11 protein-coding genes are annotated in these 14,063 nt (G+C 54.4%); 8 read left to right on the forward strand and 3 right to left on the reverse strand.

Going from position 1 to position 14,063, the window contains the following annotated elements; translation table 11 throughout:
- Positions 1-220: 220 nt before the first annotated feature.
- Complete coding sequence (locus OGX96_RS06670) at positions 221-838, forward strand: trimeric intracellular cation channel family protein (protein WP_003024049.1); 618 nt, start codon at positions 221-223, stop codon at positions 836-838.
- On the opposite strand, the gene ligB is transcribed toward OGX96_RS06670, so the two are convergent.
- Positions 835-2,514 carry an NAD-dependent DNA ligase LigB gene (gene ligB, locus OGX96_RS06675; protein ID WP_198803013.1) on the reverse strand — a complete coding sequence of 560 codons (1,680 nt, stop codon included), beginning with the start codon at positions 2,512-2,514 and terminating at the stop codon, positions 835-837. The genes OGX96_RS06670 and ligB overlap by 4 nt on opposite strands.
- 261 nt (positions 2,515-2,775) lie before the next feature.
- Here ligB and gmk point away from each other — a divergent pair, with 261 nt between their 5' ends.
- From gmk to recG, 5 genes are read left to right on the forward strand one after another with little or no spacing between them, the layout of a single operon-like run.
- Entirely contained in the window at positions 2,776-3,399 is a 624-nt protein-coding gene (gene gmk, locus OGX96_RS06680; protein WP_003024042.1) for a guanylate kinase, read from the forward strand.
- A 54-nt stretch (positions 3,400-3,453) separates the two neighbouring features.
- The gene (rpoZ, locus tag OGX96_RS06685) at positions 3,454-3,729 is read left to right on the forward strand and encodes a DNA-directed RNA polymerase subunit omega (RefSeq protein WP_000135058.1); all 276 of its coding nucleotides are present in this window, start codon (positions 3,454-3,456) and stop codon (positions 3,727-3,729) included.
- A gap of 18 nt (positions 3,730-3,747) precedes the next feature.
- Positions 3,748-5,862, forward strand: coding sequence for a bifunctional GTP diphosphokinase/guanosine-3',5'-bis pyrophosphate 3'-pyrophosphohydrolase (gene spoT, locus OGX96_RS06690; protein ID WP_003024038.1), 2,115 nt, complete (start codon positions 3,748-3,750; stop codon positions 5,860-5,862).
- 4 nt (positions 5,863-5,866) lie between these two features.
- Positions 5,867-6,556, forward strand: coding sequence for a tRNA (guanosine(18)-2'-O)-methyltransferase TrmH (trmH, locus tag OGX96_RS06695; protein ID WP_032945382.1), 690 nt, complete (start codon positions 5,867-5,869; stop codon positions 6,554-6,556).
- Between the two features lie 5 nt (positions 6,557-6,561).
- A complete protein-coding gene (recG, locus tag OGX96_RS06700; protein ID WP_149607899.1) occupies positions 6,562-8,643 on the forward strand; it encodes an ATP-dependent DNA helicase RecG in 2,082 nt (693 codons plus the stop codon).
- A 42-nt stretch (positions 8,644-8,685) separates the two neighbouring features.
- Here recG and gltS read toward each other — a convergent pair whose 3' ends face one another.
- On the reverse strand, positions 8,686-9,891 hold the full coding sequence (gene gltS / locus OGX96_RS06705; protein ID WP_003024029.1) for a sodium/glutamate symporter: 1,206 nt from the start codon (positions 9,889-9,891) through the stop codon (positions 8,686-8,688).
- 225 nt (positions 9,892-10,116) lie between these two features.
- On the opposite strand from gltS, the gene xanP reads away from it, so the two are divergent.
- Positions 10,117-11,508 (forward strand): xanthine/proton symporter XanP, encoded by a 1,392-nt coding sequence (gene xanP, locus OGX96_RS06710; protein WP_003024026.1) that lies wholly within the window; start codon positions 10,117-10,119, stop codon positions 11,506-11,508.
- Between the two features lie 121 nt (positions 11,509-11,629).
- Positions 11,630-13,339, forward strand: a complete 1,710-nt coding sequence (locus OGX96_RS06715) for an AsmA family protein (RefSeq protein ID WP_198803009.1) — start codon at positions 11,630-11,632, stop codon at positions 13,337-13,339.
- A 42-nt stretch (positions 13,340-13,381) separates the two neighbouring features.
- On the opposite strand, the gene OGX96_RS06720 is transcribed toward OGX96_RS06715, so the two are convergent.
- Entirely contained in the window at positions 13,382-14,059 is a 678-nt protein-coding gene (locus OGX96_RS06720) for a D-lyxose/D-mannose family sugar isomerase (RefSeq protein WP_060682971.1), read from the reverse strand.
- Positions 14,060-14,063: the final 4 nt, after the last annotated feature.

The raw sequence follows: 14,063 nt of genomic DNA on the forward strand, positions 1-14,063 counted from the left end.
TACGTATTATTCCCGACTCTTTGGTACTCCCTTGTTCAATTCGAATTATATTTTCTCATCATTCTTTATTGAAGCTCATAACACAAAGCGCATATCACCACGCATTCTCGGCGAATTCGCATTAGCTGTAGTTATTAAAATCACTTCACCTTAGAAAATCTCAATCGTGACAAGGCGCACAAATCGTTAACCTTAGCCCCCAGCAAATCAGGGGGAATACATGCTGTTACACGTTTTATATTTAATTGGTATTACTGCCGAAGCCATGACCGGTGCGCTTGCTGCTGGGCGTCGTCGTATGGATACATTTGGCGTCATTATCATTGCCACCGCAACGGCCATTGGCGGCGGATCGGTACGCGATATTCTTCTCGGCCACTATCCTCTTGGCTGGGTAAAGCACCCTGAATACGTCATTATCGTGGCGACCGCTGCAGTACTCACCACCATTATTGCTCCCGTCATGCCCTATCTGCGCAAAATATTCCTCGTACTTGATGCGCTGGGCCTGGTGGTCTTTTCTATTATCGGTGCTCAGGTGGCACTGGATATGGGTCATGGACCGATTATCGCCGTGGTCGCCGCGGTCACGACCGGCGTCTTCGGCGGCGTATTACGCGACATGTTCTGCAAACGCATCCCGTTAGTGTTCCAGAAAGAGCTGTATGCTGGCGTATCATTCGCCGCTGCTGTGTTGTACATCGTGCTACAGCATTATGTCTCCAGTCATGATGTAGTGGTTATCTCTACTCTGCTCTTCGGCTTTACCGCCCGATTACTGGCGCTGCGCCTGAAGTTAGGTCTGCCGGTATTTTACTATCGCCACGAAGGCCATTAAGGCATAAAGCCCGCGATCCGCTGAGCAGCTAACCAGTTGCTCAGCGCAGTGACCTCTCGATCCTCCAGCCATTGAATAACCTGCCGTGCCCGCAGCTCACCCATGAAAGGAAGCTGCCACCAGCTTTGTTCATCGCGTTCTTTTAATTGCTGCCACGAACCATCCCGGCTGGCATTTAGCGTTGCCTGTGTTAGCGGTATTCCCATGGCAATCACCCAGCGCGTGAACGGGAGATCGCGCGACAGGTTGAACTGATGCCACAGCTTCTCCCCTTTGATTACACCAAGTGCAGACTCTAACTGTTCCTGAGTTAACCCAAGCCAGGAAAAGATATGTTCAAAGCGATACACCTGGTTGAGCTCTCGCCATCCCGCCTCGCCGATCCCCTCCAGCCCCAGCACCTCTTTGCCGCCCAGCCAGACCAGTCTGGCAACAAACTGTTCCTGGCACTCCGCTGTAGCATAAAAACAGGTTAATGAATTGAAGCGCCCCTCGGGGGGTATTGGCTTAGTACGCTGAGTGCTGCGCCAGACCACCTCGTCTATACGGGGTATCCCTTGTCCGGCCAGGCTCACCAGAATCTGATCGCCAGGCGCGATATCCCATTCATTCCAGCGTCGGACGGAGCCAATATTGACGCGCTGTACGCGTTTATCATCCAACATGACGGGAGTCAGCAATGCAACCACCGCAATTTTCCCGCTTTTACCAACGGAGAACTGAATACCCGTAACCTCAGATACCCTCGTCACGGGAGGATATTTCCACGCCGCCAGCCAGTCACCCTGCCCGGGTAGCCAATACTTTGCCCGTGGCTCTTTTGCCGTTCGCACCACGACACCATCTGTCACAAAAGGTAATGCTGAACTCCACCACCTGGCGCGCAACTTTTCGACGTCATCCGCATTCTTCACGGCGTGAGTATAACGTTGCGTGTAACTGAACCCGGCAGCCGTGAGCTGCTCCAGTCTTTCAGGCATGACCGCCGGACCATCAGGCCAGGCCCAGATAAAAATTGCCAGCGAGCGTAACATTTCCGGATTGCCCTGGCGCATCATTAATCCAGCAACCTTCGAGCGGGCGTTCATTCCCCCTCTCTGCTTCTGAATATGCCCCTCTTGCTGCAAAAATATCTCACCCTGCAACGTACTGTTAGCGAGTTTCCCCTTGGTGGAATGTGGTACGGAAGGGATCTGCAGAACCTTTTGCGTCCAGTCTTCGCCTTTCAGGCCATTACCACGGCTAATCGCCCGTACCAGATTGCCATTGCGATAGACTAACGTCACCGCCACGCCATCCACCTTCGGTTGCACCCAGAGATCGCTGCGAGCGAGCATCCATTGCTGTAGCGCTTGCTTATCAGCAAGTTTTCGAACGCCCGTGTGGGGAACTGGATGCGAGACGGTGCCACTTATTGGGGGCACAGACAGATCTGGTGGGACTTCATCGCCAAAACAGCGCTGCCATTGAATTAGTTGCGCATTGAGCTGGTCATAAACGCCGTCGTCTACGGCACTTTCCCCTTGTTTCCAGTAACTGTCATTCCACTGTGTAATCTGCTGCTGTAGTCGTGAAATTTCCTCGTTTGCCCTGGCAGGCGACCAGACGGGGCATACCGCCCACGCAGGTAAATGCCACACCAGTAAAACCAGCCCTATGCATTTCCATAATCCCATGCTATCTCCGCTGAACGATACGTTTCCCGGCAGGTATAGCGCGAAGTGAAATAGAAACAGAGCGGCAAAAATTCATCCTGTGAACAGCTTTCCGGACATTTGCATGTATTGCTGCAAATCACCGATAAAACAGGAAACTGGTACGCAAAACGCAATAAACATGCGCAAAAAGTGTGACAAGGGCTACGTCACATAGCGGCTACGTGTATAATAAGCCCGTATGTAGGCTCTCTTTCGACAATCACATACATTAAGATACTCATGGCTCAAGGCACGCTTTATATTGTTTCTGCCCCCAGTGGCGCGGGTAAATCCAGCCTGATTCAGGCTTTATTAAAGACCCAACCGTTGTATGACACCCAGGTTTCTGTTTCGCACACCACTCGCGCACCGCGCCCGGGGGAAGTGCACGGTGAACACTATTTCTTTGTGAACCATGATGAATTCAGAACCATGATTGGCAGAGACGCGTTCCTGGAACACGCGGAGGTTTTCGGTAATTACTACGGCACCTCGCGTGAAACCATTGAGCAAGTATTAGCATCCGGCGTAGACGTCTTTTTAGATATCGACTGGCAAGGTGCGCAGCAAATTCGTGAAAAAATGCCGCATGCGCGCAGTATTTTTATTTTGCCACCGTCTAAGATTGAGCTGGACCGCCGCCTGCGGGGCCGCGGTCAGGATAGCGAAGACGTGATCGCGAAACGTATGGCGCAAGCTGTTGCAGAAATGAGCCATTACGCCGAATATGATTATCTTATTGTGAATGATGATTTCGACACCGCCCTGGGCGATTTGAAAACCATCATTCGCGCCGAACGTCTGCGCATGAGCCGCCAAAAGCAGCGTCATGACGCTTTAATCAGCAAACTGTTGGCAGACTGAACCCACATTCAGTATCATGCCCAGTCATTTCTTCACCTGTGGAGCATTTTAAGTATGGCACGCGTAACTGTTCAGGACGCTGTAGAGAAAATTGGTAACCGTTTTGACCTGGTACTGGTCGCCGCGCGTCGCGCTCGTCAGATGCAGGTAGGCGGAAAGGATCCGCTCGTACCGGAAGAAAACGATAAAACTACCGTTATCGCGCTGCGCGAAATCGAAGAAGGTCTGATCAACAACCAGATCCTCGACGTGCGTGAGCGCCAGGAACAGCAAGAGCAGGAAGCCGCTGAATTACAAGCCGTTACCGCTATTGCTGAAGGTCGTCGTTAATCACAAAGCGGGTCGCCCTTGTATCTGTTTGAAAGCCTGAATCAACTGATTCAAAACTACCTGCCGGAAGACCAGATTAAGCGTCTTCGGCAGGCGTATCTCGTTGCACGTGACGCTCACGAGGGCCAGACACGTTCAAGCGGTGAACCCTATATCACGCACCCGGTAGCGGTAGCCTGCATTCTGGCCGAGATGAAACTCGACTACGAAACGCTGATGGCTGCGCTGCTGCATGACGTGATTGAAGATACCCCAGCCACCTATCAGGATATGGAACAGCTTTTTGGTAAAAGCGTTGCAGAGCTGGTAGAAGGGGTATCGAAACTTGATAAGCTTAAGTTTCGCGATAAGAAAGAGGCGCAAGCTGAAAACTTTCGCAAGATGATTATGGCGATGGTGCAGGATATCCGCGTCATTCTCATCAAACTTGCCGACCGCACCCACAACATGCGCACGCTGGGCTCATTACGCCCGGACAAACGTCGCCGCATCGCCCGTGAAACCCTCGAAATCTATAGTCCGCTGGCACACCGTTTAGGTATTCATCACATTAAAACCGAGCTGGAAGAGCTGGGTTTTGAAGCGCTGTACCCAAACCGCTATCGCGTGATTAAAGAAGTGGTTAAAGCCGCTCGCGGCAACCGCAAAGAGATGATCCAAAAAATCCTCTCGGAAATCGAAGGGCGTTTGCAGGAGGCAGGTATTCCGTGTCGCGTAAGCGGGCGTGAGAAGCACCTGTACTCTATTTACTGCAAAATGGTGCTCAAAGAGCAGCGTTTTCACTCCATCATGGATATCTACGCATTTCGCGTCATCGTTCATGATTCCGATACCTGCTATCGCGTACTCGGCCAGATGCACAGCCTGTACAAACCACGCCCTGGTCGCGTGAAAGACTATATCGCCATTCCGAAAGCGAACGGATATCAGTCTTTGCACACCTCAATGATCGGCCCTCATGGCGTCCCGGTTGAAGTACAGATTCGTACTGAAGACATGGACCAGATGGCAGAGATGGGTGTCGCAGCGCACTGGGCTTACAAAGAGCACGGCGGCGAAAGCAGCACCACTGCGCAAATCCGCGCTCAGCGCTGGATGCAAAGCTTGCTGGAACTGCAGCAGAGCGCCGGTAGCTCGTTTGAATTTATTGAAAGCGTCAAATCTGATCTCTTCCCGGATGAGATTTATGTTTTCACACCGGAAGGGCGCATTGTCGAACTGCCCGCTGGTGCAACGCCTGTCGACTTCGCCTACGCTGTGCATACCGATATCGGTCACGCCTGCGTCGGCGCGCGCGTCGACAGACAGCCTTACCCGCTTTCACAACCGCTCTTTAGCGGCCAGACCGTTGAGATTATCACCGCGCCGGGCGCACGTCCGAATGCCGCGTGGCTAAACTTCGTCGTCAGTTCGAAAGCGCGCGCCAAGATTCGCCAACTGTTGAAAAACCTCAAGCGCGATGATTCCGTCAGTCTGGGTCGTCGACTGCTCAACCATGCCCTGGGCGGTAGCCGTAAACTGGCTGAGATCCCCCCAGAGAGCATCCAGCGTGAGCTTGAGCGTATGAAGCTCGCCACGCTTGACGATCTGCTCGCAGAAATCGGTCTGGGTAACGCCATGAGCGTGGTGGTAGCGAAAAACCTCCAGCAGGGCGAAGCAACAGCGAACGTACCAGCACAATCTGGCCATGGTCATCTGCCGATCAAAGGCGCTGACGGCGTGCTGATCACCTTCGCGAAATGCTGTCGTCCAATTCCAGGCGATCCAATCATTGCTCACGTCAGTCCGGGTAAAGGTCTGGTGATCCACCATGAGTCCTGCCGTAATATTCGTGGCTACCAGAAAGAGCCAGAGAAGTTTATGGCGGTGGAATGGGATAAAGAGACGGAGCAGGAATTCATCACCGAGATTAAGGTGGATATGTTTAACCACCAGGGTGCTCTGGCGAACCTGACGGCGGCAATCAACACGACCACCTCCAATATTCAAAGTCTGAATACGGAAGAGAAAGATGGCCGCGTTTATAGCGCCTTTATTCGCCTGACCGCTCGCGATCGTGTGCACCTGGCGAATATCATGCGCAAAATCCGCGTCATGCCGGACGTGATAAAAGTCACCCGTAACCGAAACTAGTCTTATGAATGAACAGCGCTATGCACGTATCCGCGAGATGCTCGCACGTCGTCAGCCCGATCTGACCGTCTGCATGGAGCAGGTTCACAAACCTCATAACGTTTCTGCGATTATTCGTACTGCAGATGCGGTTGGCGTGCATGAAGTCCACGCCGTCTGGCCGGGTAGCCGTATGCGCACCATGGCCTCTTCTGCCGCAGGCAGCAACAGTTGGGTGCAGGTGAAAACTCACCTTACCATTGGCGATGCGGTCACACATTTAAAAAGCCGGGGCATGCAGGTCCTGGCAACCCATCTGTCAGATAAAGCCGTGGATTTTCGCGAGATTGATTACACGCGCCCCACCTGCATCCTGATGGGCCAGGAGAAAACCGGCATCACTCAGGAAGCGTTGGATCTGGCTGATCAGGACATCATCATTCCCATGACTGGCATGGTGCAGTCACTGAACGTTTCTGTCGCCTCCGCGCTGATTCTGTACGAAGCACAGCGCCAGCGGCAAAACGCGGGGATGTACCGACGAGAAAACAGCATGCTGCCACAAGAAGAGCAGCAGCGCTTACTGTTTGAAGGCGGTTATCCGGTGCTGGCGAATGTCGCTAAGCGCAAAGGTCTTCCCTACCCTCACGTAAACACGCAGGGCGAAATTGAAGCCGATGCAACGTGGTGGGCCACTATGCAATCTGCGAGATAAACGCGATGAAAGGCCGTTTACTGGATGCCATCCCACTCAACTCTCTGACCGGCGTTGGCGCAGCGCAAAGCAGTAAACTGGCGAAAATTGGCCTGCACACCGTGCAGGACCTCCTGCTCCACCTCCCTCTGCGTTACGAAGACCGTACCCATCTGTACCCAATTGGCGAACTGCTGCCGGGTGTCTATGCCACCGTTGAAGGCGAAGTGCTGAACTGCAATATTACCTTCGGCGGCCGCCGGATGATGACCTGTCAAATCAGCGATGGCTCGGGGATTCTCACCATGCGCTTTTTCAACTTCAGCGCAGCGATGAAAAACAGCCTTGCTACCGGGCGTAGGGTACTGGCCTACGGCGAAGCCAAACGCGGGAAATACGGCGCAGAGATGATTCACCCGGAATACCGCGTACAAGGCGATCTCAGCACGCCAGAATTGCAGGAAACACTCACACCAGTATATCCAACCACCGAAGGTGTGAAGCAGGCCACGCTGCGCAAGCTGACCGATCAGGCACTGGATCTGCTCGATACCTGCGCCATTGCCGAACTGCTGCCGCCAGAGCTGTTACAGGGCATGATGAGCCTACCCGAAGCACTGCGCACATTGCACCGCCCCCCACCTTCGCTGCAACTCAGCGATCTGGAAACCGGACAACATCCGGCGCAGCGACGTCTGATTCTCGAAGAACTGCTGGCACATAATCTCAGCATGCTGGCACTACGCGCCGGGGCACAGCGTTTTCACGCCCAGCCGTTAAGTGCTAACAACGCGCTAAAAGATAAGCTGCTGGCTGCATTGCCGTTCAAACCTACTGGCGCACAGGCCCGTGTTACCGCTGAGATTGAACGCGATATGGCACTGGATGTGCCGATGATGCGCCTGGTACAGGGTGATGTCGGCTCCGGTAAAACACTGGTTGCCGCGCTGGCCGCGCTGCGGGCTATCGCACATGGTAAGCAGGTTGCGCTAATGGCTCCTACCGAACTATTGGCTGAACAGCATGCGAATAACTTCCGCAACTGGTTCGCGCCACTGGGCGTTGAAGTGGGCTGGCTGGCGGGCAAGCAAAAAGGTAAAGCGCGTCTGGCGCAACAGGAAGCTATCGCCAGCGGTCAGGTGCAGATGATTGTCGGCACGCACGCGATTTTCCAGGAACAGGTGCAGTTCAACGGGCTGGCGCTGGTTATCATCGACGAACAGCACCGCTTCGGCGTACATCAGCGTCTGGCGCTGTGGGAGAAAGGTCAGCAGCAGGGTTTCCACCCACACCAGCTAATCATGACCGCCACGCCGATTCCGCGCACCCTGGCGATGACAGCCTATGCTGACCTCGACACGTCGGTCATTGACGAACTCCCTCCGGGGCGTACGCCGGTCACTACGGTCGCCATTCCGGATACCCGCCGCAGCGATATCATTGATCGCGTGCGCAACGCCTGTACCCACGAAGGACGTCAAGCATACTGGGTCTGTACGCTGATTGAAGAGTCTGACTTGTTGGAAGCTCAGGCGGCAGAAGCGACGTGGGAAGAGCTTAAACTGGCGCTGCCAGAACTCAATATTGGCCTGGTACACGGGCGCATGAAGCCCGCCGAGAAGCAGTCGGTAATGGCGGCCTTTAAGCAGGGTGAACTGCATCTGCTGGTTGCCACCACGGTGATTGAAGTGGGCGTGGACGTGCCAAACGCCAGTCTGATGATTATTGAAAACCCGGAACGCTTAGGTCTGGCCCAGTTGCACCAGTTGCGTGGTCGCGTAGGCCGTGGCGCGGTGGCTTCCCACTGCGTTCTGCTCTACAAATCACCGCTGTCTAAAACCGCGCAGAAACGCCTGCAGGTTCTGCGAGACAGCAACGACGGGTTCGTAATTGCGCAAAAAGATTTAGAGATTCGCGGCCCCGGCGAGCTGTTAGGTACTCGCCAGACCGGAACGGCAGAATTCAAGGTCGCAGATTTACTGCGCGATCAGGCGATTATTCCGGAAGTTCAGCGCATCGCCCGCCATATTCACGAACGTTATCCGCAACAGGCCGCGGCACTGATAGAGCGCTGGATGCCGGAAACCGAACGCTACTCCAACGCGTAGTTAATTCATAGCGGCGGCGGATGTTACCCCGCCGCACAGCCGTTATTGCGCGAAAATCGGTAACAGCAGATACAGCTTAATCACCAGCGCGTTGACGATATCGATAAAGAACGCCCCCACCATCGGCACCACCAGAAACGCCATATGGGATGGTCCAAAACGTTCGGTAATCGCCTGCATGTTGGCAATCGCCGTCGGCGTCGCGCCGAGACCAAAACCACAGTGTCCGGCTGCCAGCACGGCGGCATCGTAGTTCTTACCCATCATGCGCCAGGTGACGAATATCGCGTACAGCGCCATGAAAATAGTCTGCACAACCAGGATTGCCAGCATCGGCAAGGCCAGTGAAGCCAGTTCCCACAGCTTCAGACTCATCAGCGCCATCGCCAGGAACAGCGACAGACTTACGTTACCCAGCACCGAAACTGCACGTTCGAACACCCGATAAAAACCCAGTAGCGCCAGACCGTTACTGAGGATCACCCCAACAAACAGCACGCAGACGAAGGTCGGCAATTCCAGCACTGTTCCAACCAGCATTTGCGCAACGATTTTACCCACCGTCAGACAGATAGCGATCAGAGCAATGGTTTCAATCAGCACCAGCGAAGTGATCATGCGCCCAACGTCCGGCTTTTCAAATGCGGTCGGCACGGCCTGATCGTCCGGCATACCGTCTGGCGTGGTGGAGTGTTTGACCAGATAGCGTGCCACCGGGCCGCCAATCAGCCCGCCCAGCACCAGACCAAACGTTGCGCAAGCCATTGCCACTTCAGTTGCATTGGTGAAGCCATAACGTTCAATAAACAGCTTGCTCCACGCGGCCCCGGTTCCGTGTCCACCAGAGAGGGTGATCGAGCCAGCGATCAGACCCATCAGCGGGTCCAGACCCAGCAGGGTCGCCATACCAATACCGATGGCGTTTTGCATCAGCAACAAGCCAACAACCACAATCAGAAAAATACCCACCACGCGGCCACCAGCACGCAGACTGGCGATATTGGCGTTCAGACCGATAGTGGCGAAAAAGGCCAGCATCAGCGGATCGCGCAGGGTCATATCGAAGTTCACTTCCCAACCCATGCTTTTTTTCAGCACCAGCAGCGCAATCGCCACCAGCAATCCGCCTGCAACAGGTTCGGGAATGGTGTATTTTTTCAGGAAGGAAACAGACTGGACGAGCTTACGTCCCAGCAGCAACACAAGGGTTGCCGCAACCAGCGTTGATAACGTATCGAGATAAAACATTTACAGCTCCATTAGTGCGTTTAGCACAATCACGCACGATGCATTCCAGACCGATTTTTAGCTCTTATTGAGTTTTCGGAGTGGATTTTAAGCAGAAAATGATGAAAAGTTATATAAAAATGTTTGTTTATCCGTTTTAAATATTAAGAATACCTGCTAGCAAACGTTTGCTTTTCTGCCCTGGTCAGATAAAATCACCGCTTTTCCACCATGGGATTGCCTCTGATGTCCGTTAACGCCGTAGAGTCAACAAATGCGCAACCGGTTGCGCAGACTCACAACAGTGAACTGATTTACCGTCTTGAAGATCGCCCCCCGTTAGCCCAGACCCTGTTTGCCGCCTGTCAGCATCTGCTGGCCATGTTCGTCGCGGTGATCACCCCTGCTCTGTTAATTTGCCAGGCGCTTGGTTTACCGGCTCAGGATACTCAACACATTATCAGTATGTCGCTGTTCGCCTCCGGCGTGGCTTCTATCATCCAGATCAAAGCCTGGGGGCCGGTCGGCTCAGGGCTGCTATCCATTCAGGGCACCAGCTTTAACTTTGTTGCGCCACTGATTATGGGCGGTACGGCGCTAAAAACCGGTGGCGCAGATGTCCCAACCATGATGGCGGCGCTGTTCGGTACGCTGATGCTGGCAAGCTGCACCGAGATGGTTATCTCGCGTGTCCTGCACCTGGCGCGTCGTATTATTACTCCGCTGGTCTCAGGGGTGGTAGTGATGATTATCGGCCTGTCGTTGATTCAGGTGGGTCTGACATCGATTGGCGGTGGCTATGCCGCAATGAGCGACAACACCTTTGGTGCGCCGAAGAATTTACTGTTGGCAGGCGTGGTGCTGGCGCTAATCATCCTGCTTAACCGTCAACGCAACCCGTACCTGCGCGTTGCGTCATTGGTGATTGCGATGGCGGCAGGCTATCTGTTGGCCTGGTTTATGGACATGCTGCCGCAAAATACCGCACCGGTAAGTCAGGACCTGCTGATGGTGCCAACGCCGCTGTATTATGGCCTGGGCATCGACTGGAGTTTACTGCTGCCGCTGATGCTGGTCTTTATGATTACTTCACTGGAAACCATCGGCGATATTACGGCTACCTCCGATGTCTCCGAGCAGCCGGTTTCTGGTCCGCTGTATATGAAGCGCCTGAAAGGCGGCGTGCTGGCGAACGGTCTGAACTCGTTTGTTTCCGCCGTGTTCAACACCTTCCCGAACTCCTGTTTTGGCCAGAACAATGGGGTTATTCAGTTAACAGGCGTTGCCAGCCGCTACGTTGGTTTTGTGGTGGCGCTGATGTTGATCGCGCTGGGCCTGTTCCCGGCAGTCAGCGGTTTTGTACAGCATATTCCTGAGCCGGTACTGGGCGGCGCAACGCTGGTGATGTTCGGTACTATCGCTGCATCCGGTGTGCGTATCGTGTCCCGCGAGCCGTTGAACCGCCGCGCGATTCTGATTATCGCGCTGTCGCTGGCCGTTGGTCTGGGTGTTTCCCAGCAGCCGCTGATTCTCCAGTTCGCCCCGGACTGGGTGAAAAACCTGCTCTCTTCTGGTATCGCCGCTGGCGGTATTACCGCAATCGTTCTGAATCTGGTATTCCCGCCAGAAAAGCAATAAGCAAAATGCGGCGTTGGTTCTGAATCAACGCCGCTGTAACGCTCTTTCACCATTCCCGCCTTGAGCATTGCGCCTAAATCGTGCATAACTTGACTATGTGCACTTCGCGGGATGGAAGACCATGAAATTTATTGGAAAGCTGCTTCTTTACGTGCTGATCGCCCTTGCAGTGGCGATTCTCGGCCTTTATTTTCTACTGCAAACCCGCTGGGGGGCAGAGCACGTCAGCGCCTGGGTTTCGGAGAACAGCAGCTACCATCTGGCGTTTGATGCCATCGATCACCGGTTTTCCTCCCCTTCCCATATTCTGCTGGAAAACGTCACCTTTGGCCGGGATGGTCAGCCCGCAACGCTGGTCGCTAAAACGGTCGATATTGGGCTGAGTAGCCGCCAAATCACCGACCCGCTGCACGTAGACACCATTTTGTTGCAAAAAGGCACACTGAATCTTTCCCAGCAAACCGCGCCGCTACCGTTCCAGGCCGATCGCCTGCAATTGCAGGATATGGCGCTTAACAGCCCCGGCAGCGAGTGGAACCTCAGCGCCCAGCGCGTTAACGGCGGCGTCATTCCCTGGAGCCCTGAGGCAGGTAAAATTCTCGGGAGCAAAGCGCAAATTCAGCTCAGCGCTAGTTCGTTGACGCTCAACGATGTTCCAACTACCAACGTCTTGATTGAAGGCAGCATCGACCATGACCGGGTGACGCTAAGCAATATTGGCGCTGACGTGGCGCGTGGGGCATTAACCGGCGTAGCGCAACGCAATGCCGACGGAAGTTGGGTTGTGGAGAATCTGCGCCTGAACGATATCCGGCTGCAAAGCGACAAATCGCTGGCCGATTTTTTTGCCCCGTTAAGCACTATTCCTTCCCTGCAAATTGGTCGTCTGGAAGTGACGGATGCCCGTCTGCAAGGCCCCGACTGGGCGGTGACGGATCTCGATCTGAGCTTGCGCAACATGACCTTCAGTAAGGACGACTGGCAAACTCAGGAAGGCAAACTGTCGATGAATGCCAGCGAGTTTATTTACGGCTCTCTGCACTTCTTCGATCCGATTCTGAACGCCGAGTTCTCACCGCAGGGCATTGCGCTGCGCCAGTTCACCACCCGCTGGGAAGGCGGTATGGTCAGAACATCCGGAAACTGGATGCGCAGCAACAAAGCGCTGGTCCTTGACGATGCCGCTATTGCTGGTCTGGAATACACGCTGCCGGAAAACTGGAAGCAGCTGTGGATGAAACCCCTGCCAGCGTGGCTAAACAGCCTGACGCTGAAGAAATTCAGCGCCAGCCGCAATCTGGTGATAGATATCGACCCCAATTTCCCGTGGCAGCTCACCGCGCTGGACGGCTACGGCGCTAACCTCGGGCTGGTACAGAACAATCAGTGGGGGATCTGGAGCGGGAGCGCCACCCTCAACGCTGCCGCAGCCACCTTTAACCGTACGGATGTGCGTCGTCCTTCTCTGGCGCTAACGGCAAACAGCAGCACCATCAATATCAGCGAACTGAGCGCCTATACGGAAAAAGGACTGCTGGAGGCCACTGCCAGCATTTCGCAGCTACCTCAGCGCCAGACGCAGGTCAGCCTGAACGGGCGCGGCGTGCCAATGACGATCCTGCAGCAGTGGGGCTGGCCCGCACTGCCGCTTTCCGGCGATGGCAACATCCAGCTTACCGCCAGCGGCAATATTCAGGCCGATGCGCCTCTCAAGCCAACGGTCAACGGTCAGTTGCATGCGGTGAACGTGGAGAAACAGCAGGTAACGCAAACCATGCAGGCGGGCGTGGTTTCGGGGAGTGAAGTCACTGCACCACCACCTGCACAATGATTTATTGCCCGGTGGCGCTTCGCTTACCGGGCCTACTCACGCTCATAAGCGAATATATTCACTGCACAGCAGCCATTTCACCGGCTCGTCTTCTTCAATCACCGGGAAGCGACCGCCAGGTTCCAGAAAGTGGTTGTCATGCTGGTCGTCATTGACCATCGAGATTTCCCAGCCCAGCACAAACGCCTTCTCCGCCCAAAAGCGATGATACAAGCGCGGCGGCAGACACACTCCTTGTCCCGGTTTCAATACCAGCGTCTCGCCAGCGTTAATTGTACGCCGCTGACCATCCACGCTAACCTCAACAACGCGTCGGGCATCATACTCATCATCAGGCGTGGCCCACGCCAGCTGCATACATAAATCACCGCCGCCGCGATTAACGATATCTTCCATTTTATGGCGATGAAAATGCCATGGCGTTTGCTGATCCTGCTGAATTTGCAGCATCTTTTCGGCATACGGTTTGGGGTAATCCGCTGACCCCATCAGACCATTGCGCAACGTTAGTAACGTCAGCCCTGTTTGCGCAAAATCTCCGTGTCCGAAGTCGGTAATATCCCAGCCCAACTGGAGATCGCGCACTTCACGCCACAGAGTTTGATCCTGTTGCCGCCAGGCATCGACCGTAAAATACGCAAAATCAGGCAGACAGACCCGAAAAGTCTCAGCGATGGCATGCGCTTTATCGACGGCATAATTAATGTGTGAACGCTTCATTCCA

It is taken from the genome of Citrobacter sp. Cpo100 (assembly GCF_030332595.1).
GTDB classification, from domain to species: Bacteria; Pseudomonadota; Gammaproteobacteria; order Enterobacterales; family Enterobacteriaceae; genus Citrobacter; species Citrobacter portucalensis.